Origin of the sequence: Streptomyces sp. cf386 (assembly GCF_900103585.1) — a bacterium.
Taxonomy (GTDB): domain Bacteria; phylum Actinomycetota; class Actinomycetes; order Streptomycetales; family Streptomycetaceae; genus Streptomyces.
In genome coordinates this window covers 1-25,485 of record NZ_FNHV01000039.1, presented here as the reverse complement: position 1 = coordinate 25,485, position 25,485 = coordinate 1, and the positions used below count along the sequence as shown (strand labels likewise).

The 25,485-nt window shown below is 70.8% G+C and carries 20 protein-coding genes; 17 read left to right on the top strand and 3 right to left on the bottom strand.

Annotated elements, in window-relative coordinates; all coding sequences use genetic code 11:
• Positions 1–232: 232 nt before the first annotated feature.
• The 5 genes from BLU79_RS45995 (at position 233) to gatB (ending at position 6,162) form a co-directional block, all read left to right on the top strand.
• Positions 233–2,464, top strand: coding sequence for a putative bifunctional diguanylate cyclase/phosphodiesterase (locus tag BLU79_RS45995; RefSeq protein WP_093912035.1), 2,232 nt, complete (start codon positions 233–235; stop codon positions 2,462–2,464).
• 130 nt (positions 2,465–2,594) lie between these two features.
• Positions 2,595–2,891 carry an Asp-tRNA(Asn)/Glu-tRNA(Gln) amidotransferase subunit GatC gene (gene gatC, locus BLU79_RS45990; protein WP_031485327.1) on the top strand — a complete coding sequence of 99 codons (297 nt, stop codon included), beginning with the start codon at positions 2,595–2,597 and terminating at the stop codon, positions 2,889–2,891.
• Positions 2,892–2,896: 5 nt separating this feature from the next.
• Positions 2,897–4,393: an Asp-tRNA(Asn)/Glu-tRNA(Gln) amidotransferase subunit GatA gene (gene gatA, locus BLU79_RS45985; protein WP_093912034.1), complete on the top strand. Its 1,497-nt coding sequence runs from the start codon at positions 2,897–2,899 to the stop codon at positions 4,391–4,393.
• Positions 4,390–4,632, top strand: coding sequence for a hypothetical protein (locus BLU79_RS45980; RefSeq protein WP_093912033.1), 243 nt, complete (start codon positions 4,390–4,392; stop codon positions 4,630–4,632). Before gatA ends, BLU79_RS45980 begins: the two co-directional genes overlap by 4 nt.
• Positions 4,633–4,647: 15 nt before the next feature.
• The gene (gene gatB, locus BLU79_RS45975) at positions 4,648–6,162 is read left to right on the top strand and encodes an Asp-tRNA(Asn)/Glu-tRNA(Gln) amidotransferase subunit GatB (RefSeq protein ID WP_093912032.1); all 1,515 of its coding nucleotides are present in this window, start codon (positions 4,648–4,650) and stop codon (positions 6,160–6,162) included.
• 62 nt (positions 6,163–6,224) lie between these two features.
• On the opposite strand, the gene BLU79_RS45970 is transcribed toward gatB, so the two are convergent.
• On the bottom strand, positions 6,225–7,028 hold the full coding sequence (locus BLU79_RS45970; RefSeq protein WP_093912031.1) for an SAM-dependent methyltransferase: 804 nt from the start codon (positions 7,026–7,028) through the stop codon (positions 6,225–6,227).
• Between the two features lie 188 nt (positions 7,029–7,216).
• Between BLU79_RS45970 and BLU79_RS45965 the strand changes: the two genes are divergently transcribed.
• The 7 genes from BLU79_RS45965 to BLU79_RS45935 all read left to right on the top strand — a co-directional run bounded on the left by BLU79_RS45965 (position 7,217) and on the right by BLU79_RS45935 (position 15,072).
• Entirely contained in the window at positions 7,217–7,576 is a 360-nt protein-coding gene (locus BLU79_RS45965) for a hypothetical protein (protein WP_093912030.1), read from the top strand.
• 211 nt (positions 7,577–7,787) lie between these two features.
• Positions 7,788–10,034 (top strand): MMPL family transporter, encoded by a 2,247-nt coding sequence (locus BLU79_RS45960; protein ID WP_093912029.1) that lies wholly within the window; start codon positions 7,788–7,790, stop codon positions 10,032–10,034.
• Positions 10,012–10,587 carry a GNAT family N-acetyltransferase gene (locus BLU79_RS45955; RefSeq protein WP_093912028.1) on the top strand — a complete coding sequence of 192 codons (576 nt, stop codon included), beginning with the start codon at positions 10,012–10,014 and terminating at the stop codon, positions 10,585–10,587. Before BLU79_RS45960 ends, BLU79_RS45955 begins: the two co-directional genes overlap by 23 nt.
• A 54-nt stretch (positions 10,588–10,641) precedes the next feature.
• Positions 10,642–11,229: a hypothetical protein gene (locus BLU79_RS45950; protein ID WP_093912027.1), complete on the top strand. Its 588-nt coding sequence runs from the start codon at positions 10,642–10,644 to the stop codon at positions 11,227–11,229.
• Positions 11,230–11,436: 207 nt separating this feature from the next.
• Positions 11,437–11,634 (top strand): hypothetical protein, encoded by a 198-nt coding sequence (locus tag BLU79_RS45945; RefSeq protein WP_093912026.1) that lies wholly within the window; start codon positions 11,437–11,439, stop codon positions 11,632–11,634.
• Between the two features lie 152 nt (positions 11,635–11,786).
• Positions 11,787–14,837, top strand: coding sequence for a helix-turn-helix transcriptional regulator (locus BLU79_RS45940; RefSeq protein ID WP_093912025.1), 3,051 nt, complete (start codon positions 11,787–11,789; stop codon positions 14,835–14,837).
• Positions 14,838–14,880: 43 nt separating this feature from the next.
• Entirely contained in the window at positions 14,881–15,072 is a 192-nt protein-coding gene (locus tag BLU79_RS45935; RefSeq protein ID WP_093912024.1) for a DUF6191 domain-containing protein, read from the top strand.
• Positions 15,073–15,079: 7 nt separating this feature from the next.
• Here BLU79_RS45935 and BLU79_RS45930 read toward each other — a convergent pair whose 3' ends face one another.
• Both BLU79_RS45930 and BLU79_RS45925 read right to left on the bottom strand, forming a co-directional pair.
• Entirely contained in the window at positions 15,080–16,246 is a 1,167-nt protein-coding gene (locus BLU79_RS45930) for a PQQ-dependent sugar dehydrogenase (RefSeq protein ID WP_256333751.1), read from the bottom strand.
• A 102-nt stretch (positions 16,247–16,348) separates the two neighbouring features.
• Positions 16,349–17,347, bottom strand: coding sequence for an aldo/keto reductase (locus tag BLU79_RS45925; protein ID WP_093912022.1), 999 nt, complete (start codon positions 17,345–17,347; stop codon positions 16,349–16,351).
• 76 nt (positions 17,348–17,423) lie between these two features.
• Between BLU79_RS45925 and BLU79_RS45920 the strand changes: the two genes are divergently transcribed.
• The 5 genes from BLU79_RS45920 to ilvC all read left to right on the top strand — a co-directional run.
• Complete coding sequence (locus BLU79_RS45920; RefSeq protein ID WP_177001459.1) at positions 17,424–18,365, top strand: 2-hydroxyacid dehydrogenase; 942 nt, start codon at positions 17,424–17,426, stop codon at positions 18,363–18,365.
• 403 nt (positions 18,366–18,768) lie between these two features.
• Positions 18,769–21,816 carry a putative bifunctional diguanylate cyclase/phosphodiesterase gene (locus BLU79_RS45915; protein ID WP_177001458.1) on the top strand — a complete coding sequence of 1,016 codons (3,048 nt, stop codon included), beginning with the start codon at positions 18,769–18,771 and terminating at the stop codon, positions 21,814–21,816.
• A 237-nt stretch (positions 21,817–22,053) separates the two neighbouring features.
• Positions 22,054–23,910 (top strand): acetolactate synthase large subunit, encoded by a 1,857-nt coding sequence (locus BLU79_RS45910; protein WP_093912019.1) that lies wholly within the window; start codon positions 22,054–22,056, stop codon positions 23,908–23,910.
• A 21-nt stretch (positions 23,911–23,931) separates the two neighbouring features.
• Positions 23,932–24,456: an acetolactate synthase small subunit gene (gene ilvN, locus BLU79_RS45905; protein WP_093912018.1), complete on the top strand. Its 525-nt coding sequence runs from the start codon at positions 23,932–23,934 to the stop codon at positions 24,454–24,456.
• Between the two features lie 118 nt (positions 24,457–24,574).
• Positions 24,575–25,485: ketol-acid reductoisomerase (gene ilvC / locus BLU79_RS45900; protein WP_093912017.1), on the top strand; the 911-nt coding region annotated here is incomplete at its 3' end.

The following is a 25,485-nucleotide window of genomic DNA, read 5'->3' as shown; positions in this document are numbered from 1 at the left end:
GGGTGGCTGGGGCGCATTCGGGCAACCGTCGACGACCGGGGCCCGTGGAAGCCTTCTGCGGCCTACTGTTGAGGGGTGCGCCTGCCGTGCCCAGCTGCGGTCGGGGCATCTCCTTGCTCCCGACGGGCTTTGCAGGGCGGGGGGAAGGGTTTTCCAACGCGGTGCCGTTGAAGGTTGTTGTCGGGCATCGGGCCGCGTGGCGTGGGCACCGCCGGCTGTGAGAGGGACGGGAATGGAACCGACCGAGAGTGCCGCCCCGGACTCACGGCTGCGCCGGATCGCCGGCGCATGGCGAGGGTGGGCGGCGCGGGCCGCGGAGCGTTCGCGGGTGGAAAGAGGCGCGGGGAGCGCCGCCGGGCCGCACACCGTGGCGGACGGCGGCGCCGTGCGGCTCGACGCCGAGCGCACCGCCGGGCTGCCGGGCTCCGACCACGAACGGCACCTGTCCTGGCCCGCGCTGCCCGCGGCGGTCGTCGCGGCGGCCGGGTTCGTCCTCGGCGCCGGTTTCTACCGGGCGTTCACCGGAAACCACGCCCTCTTCCCGTCCGGCACCGTCGGCTGGTCCCTGGCGGTGCTGACCGGAGTCATCGTCGGCCATCTGGTCGCGCTCGGCCGCGCCCGCTGGTGGGGCGGCACCGGCTCCGGCGCCGCCCTCACCCTCGCCGTGCTGATGCTGTACGGCTGGGTGCCCGCCGGCATGGTCAGCCTCACCGTCGTCGTCCTGGTCGGCATCGCCCGCCGGGGCCGCTGGCGGCAGGGCGTGCTGCACGGTGCGGTGGACATCCTCGGCATCGCCGCCGGGGCCCTCGTGCTGGCCGCCTTCGGCCGCGTGCCCACCGTCGAGAACCCCTGGAACCCCGACACCTGGACGCTCTACACCGCCCCCGGCGTGGTGCTCGTCGCCGCCGCCTACCTGGCGGTCACCCGCGTCCTGCTCTGGTATCTGCACGCCCCGCACGGCGGCCTGCCCACCGTCGCCCGCACCGCCCTGGTCAGGCAGGGACTGGTCGCCGTCGCGCTGCTCGGCATCGCGCCGCTGGTGTGCGTGGTCGCCATCGCCAAGCCCCTGTTGCTGCCGCTGTTCTCCATCCCCCTCATCGCCCTGGACTCCACCCTGTGGATCGCCCGGGCCAGGGCGGAGGAGCAGCTGCGCGACCCGCTGACCGGGCTGCCCAACCGGCAGTGGCTGCTGGAGCGCATCTGGACCGCGCTCGACGACGCCGAGCGTATCGGCGCCCGGTCCGCCCTGATGCTGATCGACCTCGACCGCTTCCGATCGGTCAACGACACGCTCGGCCATCTCGCCGGTGACCGGTTGCTGCTGCAGATAGCGGACCGACTGCGGCTCGCCCTGCCGCGCGGAGCGGAGGCCGCGCGGCTCGGCGGTGACGAGTTCGCCGTGTTACTGCCGGTCGCCGACTCCACGACGTCCGCGACCCGGGTCGCCCGCGGCCTCGTCACCGCCCTCAGCTCCCCGCTCGACCTCGACGGGCTCACCCTGGTCCTGGAGGCCAGCGCCGGCGTCGCCGTCTTCCCCGACCACGCCCTCGACGCCGAGGGGTTGCTGCGGCGCGCGGACGTGGCGATGTACCAGGCGAAACGGGACCGTACGGGCGTAGAGGTCTACGAGTCGAAGCGGGACTCCAACACCCCGGACCGGCTGGGCCTGCTGGGCGATCTGCGCCGGGCGCTCGACGCGCACGAGGTCGAGCTGCACTACCAGCCGAAGGTGCGCTTCGACGGACAGGTCGCCGGGCTGGAGGCGCTGGTGCGCTGGGTGCATCCGGAACGCGGGAAGGTGCCACCGGACGAGTTCATAGCGATCGCCGAGTCGTCGGGGCTGATGCCGCATCTGACGGAGTACGTGCTGGAGACGGCGCTCGGGCAGGTGGCGCAGTGGCGCTCGCAGGGCCTGTTCGTGCCCGTGGCGGTCAACGTCTCTCCCCGTGACGTCCACACCCCCGGATTCGCGGGTTCCGTCGCGGCGCGGCTGGCCCGGCACGGTGTTCCGGCAGGAGCGCTCCAGCTGGAGATAACGGAACACGTCCTGCTGGAGGACCCGCAGCGGGCCGCCGACACGCTCGCCGGGCTGACCGGGCACGGCGTGAAGATGTCCCTGGACGACTTCGGCACGGGGTACTCGTCCCTCGTGCACCTCAGACGACTGCCGGTCAGCGAGCTGAAGATCGACCGCTCGTTCGTGGCGCGGCTCGCGTTCGACGTCGAGGACGCGGAGATCGTGCGCTGCACGGTGGATCTGGCGCACTCCCTCGGCCTGCTCGTCGTCGCCGAGGGCGTCGAGGACGACGAGACCTGGGAACGCCTGCGGGACCTGGGCTGCGACGCCGTCCAGGGGTGGCTGGTCGCGGCGGCGATGCCGCCGGAGGAGACGACGGCCTGGCTGCGGGCACGGGGTTCGCGGGGGTGGCAGCGACCGCGGGCGGCGCTTCCCGCCGCAGAGTGAGTTGTGGGGCGTACATGTGAGTGCCGGGGCAGGCGTACGCCCGCCCCGGGGGAATCCGTTTCACGGGCACAGGGCCCCGCCCCATAGGATTGGGCCCAAACACCACACACTCACCCCAGAGGATCGCTGCATGCCTGGCATCACGCGCGAGGAGGTCGCCCACCTCGCACGGCTGGCGCGTCTGGAGCTGAAGCCCGAAGAGCTCGAGCACTTCGCGGGACAGCTGGACGACATCATCGGCGCGGTCGCACGCGTCAGTGAGGTCGCCGACCAAGACGTACCGCCGACCTCGCACCCGCTCCCGCTGACGAACGTCATGCGCGTGGACGAGGTCCGTCCGTCGCTCACCCCCGAGCAGGCGCTCTCCGGCGCCCCGGCCCAGGAGCAGCAGCGTTTCAAGGTGCCGCAGATCCTGGGGGAGGACTAACCGCCATGACGGACAACATCATCAAGCTCACGGCCGCCGAGACCGCCGCGAAGATCGCTTCCGGTGAGCTCACGGCCGTGCAGGTCGCCGAGGCCCACCTCGCCCGCATCGAGGCCGTCGACGAGAAGGTGCACGCCTTCCTGCACGTCGACCGCGAGGGCGCCCTCGCGCAGGCCCGCGCCGTCGACGAGAAGCGCGCCAAGGGCGAGAAGCTCGGGCCGCTCGCCGGTGTTCCCCTCGCGCTCAAGGACATCTTCACCACCGAGGGCGTTCCGACGACCGTCGGCTCGAAGATCCTGGAGGGGTGGATTCCGCCGTACGACGCCACCCTCACCAAGCGTCTGAAGGCCGCTGACGTCGTCATCCTCGGCAAGACCAACATGGACGAGTTCGCCATGGGGTCCTCCACCGAGAACAGCGCGTACGGCCCGACCGGCAACCCCTGGGACCTCACCAAGATCCCCGGCGGCTCCGGTGGCGGCTCCTCCGCCGCGCTCGCCTCCTTCCAGGCGCCCCTCGCCATCGGCACCGACACCGGCGGCTCCATCCGCCAGCCGGCCTCCGTCACCGGCACGGTCGGCGTGAAGCCGACGTACGGGGCCGTCTCGCGGTACGGCATGGTCGCGTTCTCGTCCTCCCTCGACCAGGGCGGGCCCTGTGCCCGTACGGTCCTGGACGCGGCCCTGCTGCACGAGGTCATCGCCGGGCACGACCCGCTCGACTCCACGTCGATCGACGCCCCGGTCCCGCCGGTCGTCGAGGCCGCTCGCAACGGCAGCGTCGCCGGGATGCGCGTCGGTGTCGTCAAGCAGTTCCGCGGCGAGGGCTACCAGGCCGGCGTCATCCAGCGGTTCGACGAGTCCGTCGAGCTGCTCAAGGGGCTGGGCGCCGAGATCGTCGAGCTGGACTGCCCGTCCTTCGACCTCGCGCTCTCCGCGTACTACCTGATCGCGCCCTCCGAGTGCTCCTCCAACCTCGCCCGCTTCGACGGCCTGCGCTACGGCCTGCGGACCGGCGACGACGGCACGAACTCCGCCGAGGCGGTCACGTCGATCACCCGTGAGGCGGGCTTCGGCCCCGAGGTGAAGCGCCGCATCATGCTCGGCACGTACGCGCTCAGCTCCGGCTACTACGACGCGTACTACGGCAGCGCCCAGAAGGTCCGCACGCTCATCACGCGCGACTTCGAGAAGGCCTTCGAGCAGGTGGACGTCATCGTCTCCCCGACGACGCCGACCACCGCCTTCGCGATCGGCGAGCGCGCCGACGACCCGATGGCGATGTACCTCGCCGACCTCTGCACCATCCCGACGAACCTCGCGGGCAACTCGGCCATGTCCCTGCCCTGCGGTCTGGCCCCGGAGGACAACCTCCCGGTCGGCCTGCAGATCATCGCCCCGGCGATGAAGGACGACCGCCTGTACAAGGTCGGAGCCGCCGTCGAGGCCGCCTTCGTGGAAAAGTGGGGGCACCCGCTGCTCGAGGAGGCTCCGTCGCTGTGAGCAAGGCAATGTCCAAGGCCAAGGGCTTCAAGAAGTCCAAGTCCGGTCTGTACCTGTCCATGGCCACCACCGCGTTCGGTGCGGTCAACGTCGCCAAGCAGGCCAAGAAGGCCCGCGTGGAGAGCGACACGCTGCGCCTGATCGACGCCGCCGTGTCCGCCGCCGCGATCGTCACCGGCCTCGCCATCCTCTACCGCGAGCTGAAGCGGCTGGGCGACGACGACGTCCTGCTGGGCTGAGAGGGAAGTTTCACCGTGACCACCACGACCGACTTGGTGTCGTACGAGGACGCGCTGGCGTCGTACGACCCCGTCATGGGCCTTGAGGTCCATGTCGAACTCGGCACCAAGACCAAGATGTTCTGCGGCTGTTCGACCGAACTCGGTCAGGACGCCAACACGCAGACCTGCCCCACCTGCCTCGGCCTGCCGGGCTCGCTCCCGGTCGTCAACGCGACCGGCGTCGAGTCCGCGATCAAGATCGGTCTCGCGCTGAACTGCGAGATCGCCGAGTGGTGCCGCTTCGCCCGGAAGAACTACTTCTATCCGGACATGCCGAAGAACTTCCAGACCTCCCAGTACGACGAGCCGATCGCCTTCAACGGCTACCTCGACGTCCAGCTGGAGGACGGCGAGACCTTCCGCGTGGAGATCGAACGCGCCCACATGGAGGAGGACACCGGCAAGTCGACGCACGTCGGCGGCGCGACGGGCCGTATCCACGGCGCCTCGCACTCGCTGCTCGACTACAACCGCGCCGGCATCCCGCTCATCGAGATCGTCACCAAGCCGATCGAGGGTGCGGGCGAGCGTGCTCCCGAGGTCGCGAAGGCGTACGTCCGTGAGCTGCGCGAGGTCATCAAGGCGCTCGGTGTCTCGGAAGCCCGCATGGAGATGGGGCAGATGCGCTGCGACGTGAACCTGTCGCTGCGCCCGAACGGCACCGAAAAGTTCGGCACCCGCTCCGAGACGAAGAACGTGAACTCGCTGCGTTCCGTGGAACGTGCGGCCCGCTTCGAGATCCAGCGGCACGCGGCCGTCCTCAGCAGCGGCGGGACGATCATCCAGGAGACCCGGCACTTCCACGAGGACACGGGGTCCACGACCTCGGGCCGGGTGAAGGAAGAGGCCGAGGACTACCGGTACTTCCCCGAGCCGGACCTCGTCCCGGTTGCTCCGTCCCGCGAGTGGGTCGAGGAGATCCGCGCCGCGCTGCCGGAGATGCCGCTGGCCCGCCGTACCCGGCTGCTCGCCGAGTGGGGCATCTCCACCGTCGAGATGCAGGCGATCCTCAACGCCGGTGCGCTGGACCCGATCGTCGCCACGATCGACGCCGGTGCCGACGCCGCCTCCGCCCGCAAGTGGTGGATGGGCGAACTGGCGCGCAGCGCCAACGAGTCGGGCAAGTCGCTCGACGAGCTGGCCATCACGCCGGTCGAGGTCGCCCGCGTCTCCGAGCTGGTCTCGAAGGGCGACCTCAACGACAAGCTGGCCCGCCAGGTCATCGAGGGCGTTCTCGCGGGCGAAGGCACCCCGGACGAGGTCGTCGACAAACGCGGTCTGAAGGTCGTCTCTGACGAGGGCGCGCTCACCACCGCCGTCGAGGAGGCCATCGCCGGCAACCCGGGCATCGCCGACAAGATCCGCGGCGGCAAGGTGGCCGCGGCCGGCGCCCTGGTCGGCGCGGTCATGAAGGCGACCCGGGGTCAGGCCGACGCCGCGCGCGTCAAGGAACTGATCCTGGAGAAGCTGGGCGTCAGCGAGGGCTGAGCGCCGACAACCGAAACGGCCCCGGAGGCAGCTCCTCCGGGGCCGTTGTCGTGCTCACAGGGTCACTTACGGCGTCCTACGAGCCGTACGAAACCCAGCGCGCGGCCCTCGTCGAGCCGCACCATCTCGCCGACCTGGCGGGCCATGGTGCGATGGAACTCCTCGGGACTCTCCTCGGCGATCACGTCGCACCACAGCAGCCAGTCCCGCCAGCCGTCGTCCAGCCAGTCGGCCGCCTCGACCTCGACGGCGCCATTGCGCGTCCAGTGCCGGCGCCACCACTCGGCGGTGTGGAAGCACCAGAAGTCGGGCTCCCACCACGGCTTGAGATGCTCGGGCGGCTCGATGCCGTCCGGCTCCTCCCGCAGTGCCGGCACGACGACGCCGATCCGCCCGCCGGGCTTCAACAGCCGTGTCAGCGTGGGCAGATAGAGATCGTTCGTGCCGAAGTACTGGTACGCGTCGATGCTCACGATCGCATCGAAGCTGCCCTCGGCGAACGGCAGGTCGTGCGCCTCGGCGTGCACGGGCAGCACCCGGTCGGCGAAGCCCGCCTCGGCCACCCGCCGCGCGTTGTCGTCGGGCTTGATCCACAGGTCGGCGGCGGTGACCTGGGCGTCGTACTCCCTGGCCAGGAAGACGGAGGTCATCGCCCGGCCGCAGCCCAGGTCGAGGACGCGTGCGCAGGGACGCAGGGCGTCCAGGCCGAGGGCGGGGGCGAGCCACTCCAGCAGCCAGAGGGCGTTGGGGCCCATCTGGTTGTCGACGACCCAGCGGGGGTCGTAGCTGTTGCTGCGCGGGTAGCGGGGGTGGGTCAGCCGCTTGGCGAGATCCTCATTCGAGGTCCTCTGCGTGATGTCTGGCATCGGTGAACGGGCTCCTTGAGTCCGGGGAAGCGGAAGGGGATACGGAGGAGCTCGGTCGGACGCTCAAACAATGCACCTGCCCAGGTCGGCGGCGGTGTGCCGCGGTCATGGTTGACCTTCGGAAGCTAGCAGCCCGCCCTTCGGACTGGCATCTGGTTTCTCAGCGCGACGCGCTACGCTCGCCCGCCATGAGTGGACGCGGTGATTCCGAGATATCCGAGACGCGGGAGGAGCAGGCGGAGCAGCCCGAGACGCCGGAGGACGAGCGCGACGAAGACCTGGCGGACGCCGAGGATCCGGCGCAGGTGGCGCGGCGGGCCCGCTGGACGGCGGCCGGGACCGGGGTGCTCCTCGCCCTTGCGGGGCTGGCCGCCTCGACCCTTCGTGCCACAGGTTCCGCCCCGGCCCTCGTCCCGGCCGCCTACGCCTTCGGGGCCGCCGTCTGCGCGCTCGCCGCGTTCCTCGGCTCGCGGGGGCGCACCCGCCGGGCGCTGTGGCTGCTCGTCACCGGGGTGATGGTGATGGCGCTGGGGGATCAGTTCGACTGATGTGAAAGGCGTCACGCGGGGATGACAGAGGGGCCGTTACTGTCCTGTGATCTGCCTCCCACTCTTGTGAATAAACCCACGAACGCCATAAACGATCTTCCTCGCCTGCGAGAGTTTGCTTCACATCGCTCATGCGTTCTTTGCGGGCTGTTCACTTCATGAACGACTTATCCCGGTCAAAGATCCACAAATCGCCCCCGGGAGCTCGTTCGTGGCAGCTCTTGCACGCTGGTGTGTCCAGCGCCGCCTCGTCGCCGTACTGCTCTGGCTGCTCGCCTTCGGTGGGGTGACCGCGGCCGCCGCCGTCACGGGCACCGCGTACTCGAACGACTACCACGTCCCCGGCACCGAGTCCGGCCGCGCCACCCAGCTCCTGGAGGACGGTTTCCCCGGCCTCGGCGGCGACAGTGACACCGTTGTCTGGCACACCACGTCCGGCACCGTCCGTGCCGCCGACGTCGAACAGACCATGACCCGCACCCTGGACGAGATCGCGGAGCTGCCGGGTGTCGCGGCCGTCGGCAGCCCGTACGACAAGCAGGGCGCCGCCCAGATCAGCGAGGACGGGCACACGGCGTACGCCGTCGTCACCTTCGGCGACAGCGCCGAGAACCTCGACAGGGGCGAGGCGCAGGCCGTCGTGAACGCGGCCGAGGCCGCCGAGGCCGACGGGCTCCAGGTGGAGCTGGGCGGCAGCGCCGTCGGGCTCACCGAGTCGCCGGGCGGGCATCTCGCCGAGGCCGTCGGGGTGGCCGTCGCCGCGGTCGTGCTGTTCCTCGCCTTCGGCTCGCTCGCCGCCTCCCTGCTGCCCATCGCCACCGCGCTGGTGAGCGTCGGCACCGCGTACGCCGGGATCGCCCTGCTGGGGCACGCCATGACCGTGGCCGACTTCGCGCCCATGCTCGGGATGCTCATCGGGCTCGGCGTCGGCATCGACTACGCGCTGTTCATCGTCACCAGACACCGCCGCGGACTGAAGCGCGGGCTGTCCGTCACCGAGTCGATCACGAACGCCGTGGCCACCACCGGTCGTGCGGTCGTGTTCGCGGGTGCCACGGTGTGCATCGCCCTGCTCGGGATGCTGATCCTCCGGCTCAGCTTCCTGAACGGCGTCGCGATAGCCGCCTCGCTGACCGTGGTCCTGACGGTCGCCGCCTCCGTGACCCTGCTGCCCGCCCTGCTGTCCTTCATCGGCATGCGCGCCCTCAGCCGCCGCGAGCGGCGCCGGCTGGCCGAGCACGGACCCGGGCCCGAGCTGCCGACCGGGTTCGCCGCCCGCTGGTCGGCGTTCGTGGAGCGCCACCCCAAGGCGCTCGGCGCGATCGCCCTGGCCGTCATCACGGTCCTCGCACTGCCCACCCTCGGCCTGCGCCTGGGCACCTCCGACCAGGGCAACAACCCGGAGTCCTCCACCACCCGCCAGGCCTACGACCTCCTCGCCGACGGATTCGGGCCCGGTGTGAACGGCCCGCTCACTCTGGTCACCGAGGTCGACGGCGGCGACGACCGGCTCGCCCTCGACAACCTCGACGCGACCCTGCGGGGCACCGAGGGCGTCGCCTCGGTGACCCCGGTGAGGTACAACACCGGTGGCGACACCGCGTACCTCACCGTCGTACCGGAGTCCTCCCCGCAGTCACGGCAGACCAGCGAGCTCGTCGACCGGCTGCGCGAGAAGGTCCTGCCGCGCGCCGAGACCGGTACCTCGCTCGATGTGCAGGTCGGCGGCATGACGGCCGGCTACGACGACTTCGCCGACATCATCGTCGGCAAGCTGCCGCTGTTCGTCGGCGTCGTCATCGGCCTGGGCTGTCTGCTGCTCCTGCTCGCCTTCCGGTCCGTCGGGATACCCCTGAAGGCCGCCGCGATGAACGTGGCCGCCGTCGCCGCCGCCTTCGGTGTCGTCGTCGCGATCTTCCAGTGGGGCTGGGGCAGCGAACTCCTCGGACTGGGTCGCGCGGGCCCGATCGAGCCCTTCCTCCCGGTGATCATGGTGTCGGTGCTGTTCGGCCTGTCCATGGACTACCAGGTCTTCCTGGTCGGCCGGATGTACGAGGAATGGCTGGAGACCGGCGACAACCGGAGGGCCGTGCGGATCGGCCTCGCCGAGACCGGCCGCGTGATCAACTCCGCCGCGGTCATCATGATCTCGGTCTTTCTCGCCTTCGTCCTCAGCGGCGACCGGGTGATCGCCATGTTCGGCATCGCGCTGGCCGCAGCCGTCGCCCTGGACGCCTTCGTCCTGCGCACCCTGCTCGTCCCCGCCCTGATGCACATGCTCGGCGGCGCCAACTGGTGGCTGCCCCGCTGGCTCGAGGCGCGCCTGCCCCGCATCAGCATCGAGCCGCCCGAGTCCCGTGCCGCCCATGAGAGGCTGGCCGCCGCGACGGACGCCGAGGTGGCGGACGTGCTGGCCGAGGAGGAGCGAGGGCGGGATGTACGCGATATCGCTGGGTGACGACGGAGCCGAACTGCGCCCCCTGGAGCCCTGGTACGCCGAGGAGTTCCTCGCCCACCTGGAGCGGGGGCGCGACTTCATCAACCAGTACATCCCCTTCGGGGCGAAGGCCACCGACGTGGACTCCGCGCGCGAGGTGCTCCAGCGCTACGCCGACATGCGCGCCGCCGACACCGGCTCCCTGCACGGCATCTGGCTGGACGGCAAACTCGTCGGCGGGGTGCTCTTCCTCAACTTCGACGCCGAGAACGCCAACGCCGAGGTCGGCTGCTGGCTGGAGCCCGCCGGCACCGGGCGCGGGCTCGTCACGCGCGCGATGCGCGTCCTCATCGACTTCGCGGTCGAGCAGCGCCGCATCCACCGCGTCGAGTGGATCGCGTCCGCCGGGAACACCCCGAGCCTCGATGTCGCCCGGAGGCTCGGAATGACCCGCGAAGGGGTGCGCCGGGAGAGCTACCCCTATCGTGGAGTGCGGCACGACCTCGAGGTGTGGTCGATCCTGGCCCCCGAGTGGCGTGAGGCACGCACGCGTGCCGCTCACAACGACCGATAAGAGGCCTCGACGAAATTAAGAGACCTCTCAGACAGCGTCCGTACGGTGCGAGGCATGGGAACGAAGACAGTGGACGAGAGCGGCGCCGACTCCGGCACCCAGGCGAAGACCGACGAGGAGAAGGTGGACGTCGTCAAGACGACCGAGGCCACTGAGGCCACTGAGGCGACCGACTCCGACGAGGTCACGGAGAACGACGAGATCGAGGCCGAGGACGAGGTGACCGCCGAGGCCACGGAAGAGGGCCCCACCGGCGTCGGCCAGGGCGCGGGCGCGGTCGTCTCCGCGGCGCTCGGCCTCGTCTCCCTGACCGGCGGCTGGATCGGTACGGTCGCCGCCGCCCGCGAGACCCTCGTCGGCCAGCTGGAGACCGCCTCGAACGCGAGCGTCGCCCAGCAGATCAAGGAGGTCTACGGCGACGCCTGGCAGACCTCCGCCGTGTGGGCCGGCGTGTTCGCGCTCGCCGCGCTGATCGTCGGCGTCGTGGTGCTCGCCCGTCCCGCGTTCGGCGCGCCCGGCAAGCCGCAGGCCACGTGGATCAAGTCGGTCGCCTGGGGCGGCGTCGCCCTCGGTGTCATCGGCCTGCTGTTGGCCGTGCTCAAGTACACCGACGCATTGCTCGGCCTGCCGACAGCGAGCTGAGTCACCACAAGTCCCGAGGGGTCCCAGGGCAGCCGTAAGCACCTTAGACGGCGCCCTGAGGCCCCTCACGCGTGTCTAAGGCCCCGCCAACCGGCGAAGATGCGGAACTCTCCCGATGTGGCGGACCCGCCTGGGAGACGAAGGTGGAGGCATCGCGCAACGCGACGCCAGAACCCGCGTCTCACCAGGGAAAACGAGGGACCACCTGTGTACGAGTACGAGCTCCACCACCTCCGTTCCGCCGAACTGATCCGCCGGGCCGAGCACGAGCGCCTGGTCCGTGAGGTCGTCCGCTCCCGCCGCGCGACCCGCCGCGAGGCCGCGGAAGGCTCCGCTGAGGGGGTGGGGGAGAGGGAGGCGCATACGTGGCGCCGCCGCAGGCACCGGCGTCCGCGTGCCGCGTGAAGGCGAGGGAGGCGATCTCAGCCCGTCCGGCGTTTGAGGACGAGGCCCTTTCGGGGCCGAAGCGGGGGTCTGGGGGCGGCAGCCTCCAGAGGGCGGCGCCCACGACGCCGAGCCCGGCGAAAACCGTTGCCCTCCTGCCCGCACCGCGTGCGATGCTCGGCCCCGTGGAGAGCCAGTCCGTCAGCCCCGTGTTCGTCGGTCGCGCAGCAGAGTTGGAGACGCTGCACGACGCCTTCGCCCGCGCCGCCGGAGGCGACCCGCAGGCGTTGGTGATCGGCGGCGAGGCCGGGGTCGGCAAGACCCGCCTCGTCGAGGAGTTCGCCGGCGCCGCCGCCCGCGAGGGCGCCGTCGTCGTGTTCGGCGGCTGTGTCGAAATCGGCGCCGACGGACTGCCGTTCGCCCCGTTCTCCACTGCACTGCGCGCCCTGCGCCGCGAACTGCCCGAGGAACTCGCCGCCGCAGCCGCCGGTCAGGAGGAGGAACTGGCGCGGCTGCTGCCCGAGTTGGGCGAGACGGCGGCGGCCCGCAGGGCGGACCGGTCCGACGAGGAGGGCATGGCCCGCCTCTTCGAACTCACCGCCCGTCTCCTGGAGCGCGTCGCCGCCGACCGCACCGTCGTCGTCGCCCTGGAGGACCTGCACTGGGCCGACGCCTCCACCCGCCACCTCCTCGCCTACCTCTTCCGCACCCTGCGCACCGGCCGCCTCGTCGTCCTCGCCACCTACCGCTCCGACGACATCCACCGCCGCCACCCCCTGCGCCCGCTCCTCGCCGAACTCGACCGCCTGCGCACGGTTCGTCGTCTCGAACTCGGCCGCTTCAACCGCGCCGAGGTCGGCCGCCAGATCGCCGGAATCCTGGCGTGCGAACCCGACCCGGCCCAGGTCGACGCGATCTTCGAACGCTCCGACGGCAACGCCTTCTTCGTCGAGGAACTCGCCGTCGCCGCCCACGAGGGCAGCTGCACCGGCCTCACCGACTCCCTGCGCGACCTGCTCCTGGTCCGCGTCGAGGGACTGCCCGAGAGCGCCCAGCGGGTCGCCCGGATCGTCGCCGAGGGAGGCTCCACCGTCGAGTACCGGCTGCTCGCCGCCGTCGCCCGGCTCGCCGAGGACGACCTCATCGAGGCGCTGCGGTCCGCCGTCAACGCCAACATCCTCATCGCCGCGCCCGGCGGCGACGGCTACCGCTTCCGGCACTCCCTGGTCCGTGAGGCCGTCGGCGACGACCTGCTGCCCGGCGAGCGCTCCCGCCTCAACCGCCGTTACGCCGAGGCCCTGGAGGCCGACCCGACGCTCGTCCCGGCCGACGTGCACGTCACGCGGCTGGCCAGCTACTGGTACCACGCCCACGACCCGGCCAAGGCCCTGCCCGCCGTCCTGGACGCGTCGGTCACCGCCCGCCGCAGGCACGCCCACTCCGAGCAACTGCGGCTGCTGGAACGCGCGATGGAGCTGTGGGACTCCGCCCCCGAGGACGTACGGGCCACGCTGCGCCCCGTCGACTACACCGAGGTCTATCCCCCCTGCGGCTGCGACCCCGCCACCAAGCCCCTGCGCTACCTCGACCTCATGGCCGAGGCCGCCGTCGCCGGACGGCTCTGCGGGGAGCGCGAACGCGCCCTGAAGATCACCAAGCGGGCCCTGCACATCCTGGAGGAGGACGGCGACCCCCTGCGCGCCGCCTGGTTCTGGGTCCAGCGTTCCCGACTGGTCCAGGCCCAGGCCCGCGGCGACGGCTGGAAGGAACTGGCCACCGCGCAGCAACTGGTGCGCGGACTGCCGCCGTCCGAGGTGCACGCCGAGGTGCTCGCCGCAGCCGCCAACTGGTCGATGCTGCGCGACCCCGGCCCCGACGCCATGTCCGCCGCCGAGCGGGCCGTCGAGTACGCGCGCATGGTGGGCGCCGAGGACATCGAACTCAACGCACGGCTCACACTCGGCGGACTCATGGTCGACGCCGGGCAGATCGAGGCCGGCCTGGCCCAGATGAACGAGGTCAGGGAGGAGGCACTGGCTCGCGGCCTCACCGCCGTGATCGGACGCAGCCATGTGAACCTGCCGTCCGTCCTGGAAGGCGTCGGCCGCTCCGAGGAGGCCGTGGGCCTCCTGCGGGAGGGACTGCGGCTGACCCAGAAGACGGGCCTGCGCGACACCGAGGCCTGGATCTGGGCGAACCTCGCCGAGTCACTGATCTCCCTGGGCCGTTGGGACGAAGCCGTAGAGGCCGCGGTCAACGCCCAGCGCACAGGGCGGCCCGCCAAGCCGCACGGCGGCGGCTCCAACAGCCTTGCCCACCTTGCGCTCTCCCGCGGCGAGGTCGCCGCGGCCGCCGGCCATCTGGCCTCCGCCCGCGCCACCTACGGCACCCACGACGCCGTGCCGCAGAGCAACCTGCCGATGGCCTGCCTCACCATCGGCATAGCCGCCGCCGAGGGCCGCCTCCTCGACGCCCGCGCCGAGGGCGACCGGGCCCTGAGCACCGGCTTCCCGCCCGGCACCCAGCGCTACGCCTGGCCGCTGCTGCTGGCCGCCGCCCTCGCCGAGTCCGAGGCCCGCGCCCATGCGCTGCCCGCCGCTCAAGAGGGCCGCGCCGCCTACCTGGAACGGCTCTTCGAGGCCGTCCGCAAGCTCACCACGGGCGCCCCCCTGTGGCTGGCGTACGACAAGTGGACCCGAGCCGAACTCGACCGCGCCGAGAGCCGGGCCACCGTCGACACCTGGTCGGATGTGGTCACAGCCTTCGAGGCCCTGGAACGCCCCTACGACCTCGCCCAGGTCCGCCACCGCCTCGCCGAGGCACTGCTCGAGATCGGCGGCGAGGACGAGCGCGCCCGCGCCACGGAACTGCTCCGCCTGAACCGGGCCACCGCCACCCACCTGGGCGCCCGCCCCCTCGCCGACGCCACGGCCCACCTGGCCCAGCGTGCCCGCCTCTCCCTCACCGCGGCCCCGCCCCCGGCCGACCCGGCCGACTCCCTCGGACTCACCACCCGGGAACGGGACGTCCTGCGTCTGGTCTCCGCCGGTCGCACCAACCGTCAGATCGCCGAGGAGCTCTTCATCTCCCCCAAGACGGCCAGCGTCCATGTGTCGAACATTCTCGGAAAGCTCGGCGTCTCAGGGAGGGGGGAAGCAGCCGCGATGGCGCATCGGATGGGGTTGTTCTCGGCCGAAACGGTCACATCCGGAACGAGAAGCTGAGGTTTACGCTGTAAGGGACGTCGCGTCGGCCAAGGGAGGTTTCGTGTTCAACGCCTTCGAGGAACTCTTTGCTCCCGGCCGCAAGCACACCCGCGACGAGCAGAACCGACTGGAACTGACCCGCGAGGACGTCGGGGACAACGACCCCGGGCGTGGGCCGATAGATCTCGCGTCCGGGAAGGTGGTCGTACGGCGGCCCGAGGCGTCGGCGCAGGAGGCCGACGGAGCGGAGTGAGGGGCTCTCAGCTCACCTGCACCTCCAGAATCCGGTCGTCCCCGTCCTTGGGATCGCCCCGTCCGTCCGTGTTGCTCGTCGTCAGCCACAGCTTGTCGCCGCCCGCCGGGACGACCGTGCGCAGCCGGCCGTACTCGCCCTCCAGGAACGCCTGCGGGTCCGCCGATGCCTCCGTGCCGTTCAGCGGGACGCGCCACAGGCGCTGGCCCTTCAGACCGGCCATCCAGACGGAGCCCTCGGCGTAGGCAATGCCACTGGGGGAGGCGTCGTCGGTGCCCCACTGGGCCAGCGGGTTCTGGTACTGGCTGTCGTCGGACTTGCCCTCGACCTCGGGCCAGCCGTAGTTGCCGCCCGGCTTGATCGCGTTCAGCTCGTCCCAGGTGTCCTGGCCGAACTCGGCGGCGAACAGGCGCTGTTGGGCGTCCCAGGCCAGGCCCTGCACATTGCGGTGGCCGAACGAGTACACCGGGGAGTTGGGGAAGGGGTTGCCCGGGGCCGGTTCGCCCTCCGGTGTCAGGCGCAGGATCTTGCCGCCTGTGGACTCCTTGTTCTGGGACAGCCCGGTGTCGCCGCTCTCGCCCGTGCCCGCGTACAGCATCTTGTCCGGGCCGAAGGCGATCCGGCCGCCGTTGTGGATGTAGCCCTTGGGGATGCCCTTGAAGATCGTGTCGGGCGCGCCCAGTTGCTCACCGGACGGCCGCTGCTCGTCGTACAGCATGCGGACGATGCGGTTGTCCGAGGCCGAGGTGAAGTACGCGTAGACCATGTGGTCCGAGGCGTAGTCCGGCGACAGCGCCAGGCCCATGAGGCCGCCCTCGCCCGCCGGTGACACCCCCGGTACCTCGCCCAGCTCTGTCTTCTTGCCCGTCTCCCCGTCGACCCGGGTGATCGTGGCCTCGTCGCGGGAGGAGACGAGCAGATCGCCGTCGGGGAGCGGGGCCAGGCCCCAGGGGGTGTTCAGGCCCTCGGCGACGGTGCGCACCACCTTGACCGTGCCCTGCGCGGGCGGGGTCTCCGCCGCCTGCCGGGTGGGCGACGATCCCGGATCCGCATTGCTGGACGCCCCGCTCTTGCCCTCGTCCGGCGACCCCCCGCTGTCGGAGGAGCAGCCGGCCGTCAGCAGGAGTGCGGCGGCGGCCGTCACGGCCGCCACAACTCGACGTTGCACGATCAAGGTCCCTTCGACGCGGCGGGTTCTACTTTTCTTACACCGCTCGCGCCTCAGAGGTTCCCGAACTGTGAACCTTGAATCAGAGCCGCCGGGGCCCTGCAGATGTCAGTCCCAGGATCCCCGGGCCCCCGGCAGGTCCGCCACCTCCGCCAGGTCCTCCCGCGTCAGCCGCAACCCCTCGGCCCCGGCGTTCTCCGTCACCCAGCGCTCCTGCTTGGCCCCCGGCACCGCCACCACGTGCCGTCCCTGCGCCAGTACCCAGGCCAGCGCCACCTGCGCGGGCGTGACCCCGTCACCGTGACGGGCCGCGATCCGGCGCAGGCCGACGACGATCGGCTGGTTCGCCGCCATCATCTCCGCGGTGAAGCGCGGGTGCCGGGCGCGGACGTCGTCCGGTTCGAAGCCCTGCCCGGGGGTGAGCGTGCCGGTCAGGAAGCCGTTGCCCAGGGGCATGGCCGCGAGGAAGCCGACGCCGCGCGCCTCGCACCACGGCAGCAGCGTCTCCAGCGCATCAGGCGACCACACCGACAGCTCCGCCTGCACGGCGCTCACCGGGAAGACCTGCTGCACCCGCTGCAACTGCCGGATCGTCGCATCGTGCAGGCGCGCTCCGGAGCGGCGGCCGCCTCGCGCGCCCATCGCGCACAGCCCCAACGCCCGTACCTTTCCGGCCTGGACGAGCTCCGCCATCGCGCCCCACGTCTCCTCGACGGGAACCTCGGGGTCCGCGCGATGCAGTTGGTAGAGGTCGATGACGTCCGTCTGCAGACGGCGCAGAGAGGCGTCGCAGGCCCGCTTCACATAGCCGGGGCGGCCGTTGGCCACGATGTGCTGCTCGCCGACCAGCAGACCGACCTTGGTCGACACGAAGGCGTCCTGGCGGCGCTCCTTCAACACCCGCCCGACCAGCAGCTCGTTGGTGAACGGGCCGTACATGTCGGCCGTGTCCAGCAGCGTCGAGCCCAGATCGAGCGCCCGGTGCACCGCCCTGACCGACTCCTCGCCCCGCTGCCGCGACGAGCTGTAGGCCCAGCTCATCGGCATGCACCCGAGCCCGACGGCTCCCACCGCGAGTGCCGCCGCGCCGATCGTCCTGCGCTCCACCTGGCCGTAACCCTCCCTCTTCCGGCACCCCAACCTAACCTCTGCACTCCAGTTCGCCTGACATAGCCTCCTGACCATGACTGCTGACGTGTGGCTCCCCATCCCGCCGGAAGAGATCGAGGGTCTTCCCGGAGGCCCCAACTATCGCTTCTGGAACGGTGCCGAGGACTTCCCCGCCGACCCGGCCGACTGCGTCTTCTACGTCGTCCCGTACATGAAGCCGCCCGCGCTCGGGCAGCGTCCCCTGCCGCGGATGAGCTCCGTGGAGGTCGTGCAGACGCTCTCCGCAGGTACCGACCACGTGGAGCCGGGCCTCAAGCACCTGCGGCCGGGCGTGCGGCTGTGCAACGCGCGCGGGGTGCACGAGGCGAGCACCGCCGAACTCACCCTCACCCTGATCCTCGCCTCGCTGCGCGGCATCCCCGACTTCGTGCGCGCCCAGGACAAGGGGGAGTGGCGCGGCGGGTTCCGGCCCGCGCTGGCGGACAAGAACGTCCTCATCGTGGGATACGGCTCGATCGGGGCCGCGATCGAGGACCGGCTCACGCCTTTTGAACTCGCGCGGGTGGCGCGCGTCGCGCGCTCTGAGCGCACCACGGCGCGCGGACCTGTGCATCCGCTCACCGAACTGTCCGCTCTGCTCCCGGAAGCGGACGTCGTCATCCTGTCCACGCCCCTGACGGATGCCACCCGGCACCTGGTCGACGCCGACTTCCTCGCCCTGATGAAGGACGGCGCGCTGCTGGTCAACGTCGCCCGAGGAGGAGTCGCCGACACCAAGGCGCTGCTCGCCGAGCTGGAGACCGGGCGCATCACCGCCGCGCTGGACGTCACCGACCCCGAACCGCTGCCGCGCGAACACCCCCTGTGGCGTGCGCCGGGCGTGCTGATCAGCCCGCATGTGGGCGGACCGACGTCCGCGTTCCTGCCGCGCGCCAAGCGGCTGCTGGTGGACCAGTTGAGTCGTTATGTGAACCGTGAACCGCTGCGCAACGTGATCCTTACGACGGGCGCGTAACAGCTTCTTCATCCGGTTCGAGTACCCTCCGCAACTCTGCGGAAGCGGTCCGTACTCGCATATGCGCTGGTCGTCACGGAGCGTAGAGGCCCTATGTCCCTGAGTGACGAGACTGGTGTATCGTCCGGACAGGGGTTGCGCCGCACCGTTCGGCGCCGGGGATGGACATTTCAGATTTGTGAGGGGGGCGACGGGCGATGCACGGCCTATGGACGAGCAATCCGACGCGGCGGGGCCGCCGTCGGCGACCCTGGAGTACGGCCGCGCGCAGACGCGGTCACCACGGCAGCCACGGCTGCCCTCACACCCATCACCACCGCAGGCACAGCAGCCGCAGGCGGCATGTGCAGCCGATGCCCCGGGACACTCGGGACCCGGGAGCGGCGCGGACCGGGAGGGCCCGGTGAGCCCGCCGCCCCCCACGGCCACTCTCGACTCGGCGCTGCGGGCACAGCGTTCGCCGGGCACGATGCTGCCCCGTCTGTCGTCCTCGGGTGACGGCTCGGGGCTGCTGCCGCAAGTTGTTCTGGCCCTGGTGTGCGCGGGATACGCCGTCGGTTCCGCGCTCGGCTGGGGTTCGGACCAACTCGCGCTGATCATGGGCGACTTCGGCCTGGCCGCCGCGGCCGGCGCCGCCGCCGTGTCCTGCTTCCGCTACGCCCGTAGCAGCCGTATCCGCTTCCGGCCCGCCTGGCTGCTGTTCGCCCTCTCCTCGGCGATGGCCGCCCTCGGCAACCTGGTGTGGGGGTGGTACGAGGTCGTCCTGGAGCGGCCCGTGCCCAGCCCTTCCTACGCCGACGGGTTCTTCCTGTGCTTCGCGCCGCCCGCCATCGTGGGACTCCTGGTGCTCGCCAAGCGGCCGGTGACCAAGGCCGGCTGGGTCTGCCTCGGGCTGGACGCCTGGCTGATCGGCGGCTCGCTGCTGACGCTGGCGTGGAGCCTCGCCCTGGCCCAGGCGGCCAAGATCGACGCCGGCGGCGGGGAGAGCGTGGCGCACACCGCGCTCTCGCTCGCCTACCCGCTGCTCGACATCGCGCTGGTCAGCATGGTGCTCGCGCTGCACTTCCGCCGCTCCTCGACGAACCGCACGGCGGTCAACACCGCGATCGGCGCGCTCGCCCTGACCGTGATGTGCGACGCCCTGTTCACCTCGCCGCTGCTGCACAACAGCTATCGCTCCGGGCAACTGCTCGACGCGGGCTGGTTCGCCGGCTCGCTACTCCTGGCGTACGCGCCGTGGGCCACGCCCCGACGGGGGCACGAGGAGGCCGACCGGCACCACACAGGGCACACGCGCGTGGTGCACGAGCATGTGCCCGGACAGCGCGCCACAAGCCATCACCACACGCCCGCGCCGGGAAGTGAGCACACCCGGCATCCGGTCACCCGGCCGATCGCCGGCTCCCTGGCCGCGCTCACGCCGTACCTCGCCGCCGCGGTCTGCACGCTCGGGATCCTCTACAACGTCCTCAACGGCCGCAGCGTCGACCGCGTGGTGCTCATCACCGGCGGCACCGTCGTCCTCGCCCTCGTGGTGCGCCAGGGCATCATGCTGCTCGACAACATCACCCTCACCCAGGAACTGGCGCAGAAGGAGAATCACTTCCGCTCGCTGGTGCAGGGCTCCAGCGACGTCATCATGATCGCCGCGCCCAACGGAATCCTCCGGTACGTCTCCCCGGCCGCCGCCGGGGTCTACGGCAGTTCCGCCGAGGAGCTCGTGGGTACGGAACTAGCCAATCTCATCCACCCGGAGGATCTGGGCTGCGTGGTGCACGAGGTGCGCCGCTTCCTCGCCACGAGCCCACTCGAGGAACCCACTACGCGCATCGAGTGCCGCTTCCGGTCCGGTGGTGGGGGCACCTCCCGCTCGAGCGAAGCCGAAAGTGGGGGAGGCTGGCTCAACGTCGAGTCGACCGTCAACCGGCACCACGGCGGCCTCATCTTCAACAGCCGGGACGTGACCGAAAGAGTGCGCCTCCAGGCGCAGCTCCAGCACAACGCCGAGCACGACCCGCTCACCGACCTGCCCAACCGCGCGCTGTTCACTCAGCGCGTGCAGCAGGCCCTGTCCGGCCGCCGCGCCACCGACCGAGGCCTCGCCCTGCGCAACACCGCCGTCCTCTTCATCGACCTCGACGGCTTCAAGGGCGTCAACGACACGATCGGACACCAGGCCGGCGACGAACTGCTCGTCCAGGCCGCCCGCAGACTCCAGGAGGCGGTCCGGCACGGGGACACCGCCTCCCGGCTGGGCGGCGACGAGTTCGCGGCCCTGATCGTCGGGGACAACACCCGCGACCGCACGGCCCGCGAACGACACATCCTGGAGCTCGCCGACCGCCTTAGGGTGACCCTGTCGCAGCCGTACCTCATCGACGGCAACGATGTCCGGGTCAACGCCTCCATCGGCGTCGCCTTCGCCGAGCCGGGCCTCGGCGCGGGCGAGCTGCTGCGCAACGCCGACCTGGCCATGTACCGCGCCAAGGCGGGCGGCAAGGGCCGCGTCGAGCTCTACAAGCCGCAGATGCAGCAGGACGTCGTACGCAAGGCGGAGCTGGCCACGCGCCTGCGGGCCGCGCTGCACGACGGCGAGTTCGCGCTGCTGCACCAGCCGGTGGTGTGTCTGGCGGACGGCCGGATCACGTCGGTCGCCGCCCAGGCGCGCTGGCGGTCCTCGCAAGGGGTGCTGTTCACGCCCGCCGAGTTCCTGCGGGTGGCGGAGGACAGCGACAAGACCGCCGAGCTGGGCCGCTGGATGCTGGAGGAGGCTGTCGAGCAGGCCGCCGAGCGCACCGCGACCGGGCTCGCGGTACCCGTCGCCGTGCGGTTGGGTGCGCGCCGGCTGCTGGACCGGTCGATGCCGCTCGGCTCGATCGAGGCGCTGCTGACCCGGCACGGGCTGCCCTCCGGATCGCTGATCATCGAGCTGTCCGATCTGGACCCCCGTGTCTCACTGGATGAACTGGAGCGCCGCCTGAGCGGCCTGCGCAGACTCGGCGTCCGGGTCGCCCTGGACGGCTTCGGCAGCGGATACGGGGCGATCACGGCGCTGCGCAGGCTTCCCGTCGACGTCCTCAAGCTCGACCGCGGTCTGGTCGAGGGGGTCGTGGAGTCCGCGCGGCTGCACAAGATCACCAGCGGGCTGCTGCGGATCGCCGGAGACCTCGGGCTGCAGTCCGTGGCCGACGGCGTGGATCTGCCGGAGCAGGTCGTCGCGTTGCGGGCGATGGGGTGCACGCACGGGCAGGGCATGGCGTTCTCCGGGCCGCTGGACGAGTACCGGCTGCGCCGGGCGATCGGTTCCGGCCACTTTCCGGTGCCGCACGGACCGGTGGAGCCCGCGTTCGCGGGTGGCGGCTCCGGGGTGTACACCAGTGGTGTGTCGGCCGTTCTCGGAGGCGGAAGTGCCCTTCGCTCACATAATGAGACTCCCGTCCCACCCGCTTGACAGTGGGTGTGTGCCGGGGGGAGGGTCAGTGCCATGCGCACCCGAATTCTCGTACTTGGAAAGCGCGTCGGCTGAAGCTGGTGACGTCCGGACAGACCCGGAACTCCCAGCGACCGCATCCGGCGCGCTCCCCTCGCTTGCCTTATGGCACGAGGGGTTTTTTGTTGCACAGGCCCAGTCGGTGCAGCACCGCAACTCCGCCCAAACCTCGCAAAAACCCTCAGCATCGAGAAGAGAATGCCGATGACCGAGCAGGCCACCGGGGCCCATAATCCGCAGCCGCGGCCCCGTTCCGGAGGACAGCAGTCCGCCCCCGAGCACGTCACGGGTGCGCAGTCCCTCATCCGTTCGCTCGAGGAGGTCGGCGCCGACACGGTATTCGGCATTCCGGGCGGTGCGATCCTGCCTGCGTACGACCCGCTGATGGACTCCACCAGGGTGCGCCACGTCCTGGTCCGTCACGAGCAGGGCGCCGGCCACGCGGCCACCGGCTATGCGCAGGCCACCGGCAAGGTCGGCGTCTGCATGGCGACCTCCGGTCCCGGCGCCACCAACCTGGTCACGCCCATCGCGGACGCGCACATGGACTCGGTGCCGCTCGTGGCGATCACCGGCCAGGTCGCGTCCAAGGCGATCGGCACGGACGCCTTCCAGGAGGCGGACATCGTGGGCATCACGATGCCGATCACCAAGCACAACTTCCTGGTCACCAAGGCCGAGGACATCCCGCGGGTGATCGCGCAGGCGTTCCACATCGCCTCCACCGGCCGCCCGGGCCCGGTCCTGGTCGACATCGCCAAGGACGCCCTCCAGGCGAAGACCGTCTTCTCCTGGCCGCCCACCATGGACCTGCCCGGCTACCGGCCCGTCACCAAGCCGCACGCCAAGCAGATCCGCGAGGCCGCCAAGCTCATCACCTCCGCGAAGCGCCCCGTCCTCTACGTCGGCGGCGGCGTCCTCAAGGCCGGCGCGACCGCCGAGCTGAAGGTCCTCGCGGAACTCACCGGAGCGCCCGTCACCACCACCCTGATGGCGCTCGGCGCATTCCCCGACAGCCACCCGCTGCACGTGGGAATGCCGGGCATGCACGGTGCGGTCACCGCCGTCACCGCGCTGCAGAAGGCCGACCTGATCGTCGCCCTCGGAGCCCGCTTCGACGACCGCGTCACCGGCAAGCTGGACAGCTTCGCCCCGTACGCCAAGATCGTCCACGCCGACATCGACCCGGCGGAGATCGGCAAGAACCGCGCCGCCGACGTGCCGATCGTCGGTGACGCCCGCGAGGTCATCGCCGACCTGGTCCAGGCCGTCCAGAAGGAGCACGCCGAGGGCCACCAGGGCGATTACACCGCCTGGTGGAAGGACCTCAGCCGCTGGCGCGACACCTACCCGCTCGGCTACGACCAGCCCGAGGACGGCTCGTTGGCCCCGCAGCAGGTCATCGAGCGGATCGGTCAACTCGCCCCGGAGGGCACCATCTTCGCGGCGGGCGTCGGCCAGCACCAGATGTGGGCCGCGCACTTCGTCCAGTACGAGAAGCCCGCAACCTGGCTGAACTCCGGCGGCGCCGGGACAATGGGCTACGCGGTCCCGGCCGCGATGGGCGCAAAGGCCGGAGCCCCGGAGCAGACCGTCTGGGCGATCGACGGCGACGGCTGCTTCCAGATGACCAACCAGGAACTCACCACCTGCGCCCTGAACAACATCCCGATCAAGGTCGCCGTCATCAACAACGGCGCCCTCGGGATGGTCCGCCAGTGGCAGACCCTCTTCTACAACCAGCGCTACTCCAACACCGTGCTGCACTCCGGCCCCGAGGCCGACGGCAAGCAGCCGAGCGCCGGCACCCGCGTCCCCGACTTCGTGAAGCTGTCGGAGGCCATGGGCTGCTACGCGATCCGCTGCGAGAACCCGGCCGACCTCGACAAGGTCATCGAAGAGGCGAACTCCATCAACGACCGTCCGGTCGTGGTCGACTTCATCGTCCACGAGGACGCGATGGTGTGGCCGATGGTCGCCGCCGGCACCTCCAACGACGAGATCATGGCCGCTCGGGACGTCCGCCCCGACTTCGGCGACAACGAAGACGACTGAGCGAGAGAGACGTAAAAGATCATGTCCAAGCACACGCTCTCCGTCCTGGTGGAGAACAAGCCGGGCATCCTGGCCCGGATCGCCGCCCTGTTCTCCCGCCGCGGCTTCAACATCGACTCGCTCGCCGTCGGTGTCACCGAGCACCCTGACATCTCCCGCATCACGATCGTGGTGAGCGTCGACGCGCTGCCGCTGGAGCAGGTCACCAAGCAGCTCAACAAGCTCGTCGAGGTGCTGAAGATCGTCGAGCTGGAGCCCGCACAGGCCGTGCACCGCGAACTCGTTCTGGTGAAGGTGCGCGCCGACAACGAGACACGCTCCCAGATCGTCGAGATCGTCCAGCTCTTCCGCGCCAAGACCGTCGATGTCTCCCCGGAGGCCGTCACGATCGAGGCGACCGGCAGCAGCGACAAGCTGTCCGCCATGCTGAAGATGCTGGAGCCCTTCGGCATCAAGGAACTCGTCCAGTCCGGCACGATCGCGATCGGACGCGGCGCGCGTTCGATCACGGACCGGTCGCTGCGCGCCCTCGACCGGTCGGCGTAACGATGGATACGGGCGACCGGGGGACACCGGCCGCCCGTATACCGAGACCCCGCAGCTTCACTTCCGCCCGCCGTCATACGGTGGGACGCAACACCTGCACACAAGGAGAGAACCCAAAGTGGCCGAGCTGTTCTACGACGCCGACGCCGACCTGTCCATCATCCAGGGCCGCAAGGTCGCGGTCATCGGTTACGGCAGCCAGGGCCACGCCCACGCGCTGTCGCTCCGTGACTCGGGTGTCGACGTCCGCGTCGGTCTGCACGAGGGCTCCAAGTCCAAGGCGAAGGCCGAGGAGCAGGGCCTGCGCGTGGTGACCCCGTCGGAGGCCGCCGCCGAGGCCGACGTCATCATGATCCTCGTCCCGGACCCGATCCAGGCCCAGGTCTACGAGGAGCACATCGCCCCGAACCTGAACGACGGCGACGCCCTGTTCTTCGGCCACGGTCTGAACATCCGCTACGGCTTCATCAAGCCCCCGGCCGGCGTCGACGTCTGCATGGTCGCCCCCAAGGGCCCGGGCCACCTGGTCCGCCGCCAGTACGAGGAGGGCCGCGGCGTTCCGTGTATCGCGGCTGTCGAGCAGGACGCCACCGGCAACGCCTTCGCGCTGGCCCTGTCGTACGCCAAGGGCATCGGCGGCACCCGCGCCGGCGTCATCAAGACGACCTTCACCGAGGAGACCGAGACCGACCTGTTCGGTGAGCAGGCCGTCCTCTGCGGTGGTACGGCCGCCCTGGTCAAGGCCGGTTTCGAGACGCTGACCGAGGCCGGCTACCAGCCGGAGATCGCGTACTTCGAGTGCCTGCACGAGCTGAAGCTGATCGTGGACCTCATGTACGAGGGCGGCCTGGAGAAGATGCGCTGGTCGATCTCCGAGACCGCCGAGTGGGGCGACTACGTCACCGGCCCGCGGATCATCACCGACGCCACCAAGGCCGAGATGAAGCAGGTCCTCGCCGAGATCCAGGACGGCACCTTCGCCCAGGCCTGGATGGACGAGTACCACGGCGGTCTGAAGAAGTACAACGA

Bases quoted from the DNA above. Each gene is read 5' to 3' on its own strand.
- BLU79_RS45955 (WP_093912028.1), top strand. From the start codon at position 10,012: ATGTACGCGATATCGCTGGGTGACGACGGAGCCGAACTGCGCCCCCTG.
- gatC (WP_031485327.1), top strand. From the start codon at position 2,595: ATGCCTGGCATCACGCGCGAGGAGGTCGCCCACCTCGCACGGCTGGCG.
- BLU79_RS45910 (WP_093912019.1), top strand. From the start codon at position 22,054: ATGCCGATGACCGAGCAGGCCACCGGGGCCCATAATCCGCAGCCGCGG.
- BLU79_RS45965 (WP_093912030.1), top strand. From the start codon at position 7,217: ATGAGTGGACGCGGTGATTCCGAGATATCCGAGACGCGGGAGGAGCAG.
- BLU79_RS45920 (WP_177001459.1), top strand. From the start codon at position 17,424: ATGACTGCTGACGTGTGGCTCCCCATCCCGCCGGAAGAGATCGAGGGT.
- BLU79_RS45995 (WP_093912035.1), top strand. From the start codon at position 233: ATGGAACCGACCGAGAGTGCCGCCCCGGACTCACGGCTGCGCCGGATC.
- ilvN (WP_093912018.1), top strand. From the start codon at position 23,932: ATGTCCAAGCACACGCTCTCCGTCCTGGTGGAGAACAAGCCGGGCATC.
- BLU79_RS45950 (WP_093912027.1), top strand. From the start codon at position 10,642: ATGGGAACGAAGACAGTGGACGAGAGCGGCGCCGACTCCGGCACCCAG.
- BLU79_RS45970 (WP_093912031.1), bottom strand. From the start codon at position 7,028: ATGCCAGACATCACGCAGAGGACCTCGAATGAGGATCTCGCCAAGCGG.
- BLU79_RS45940 (WP_093912025.1), top strand. From the start codon at position 11,787: ATGCTCGGCCCCGTGGAGAGCCAGTCCGTCAGCCCCGTGTTCGTCGGT.
- gatA (WP_093912034.1), top strand. From the start codon at position 2,897: ATGACGGACAACATCATCAAGCTCACGGCCGCCGAGACCGCCGCGAAG.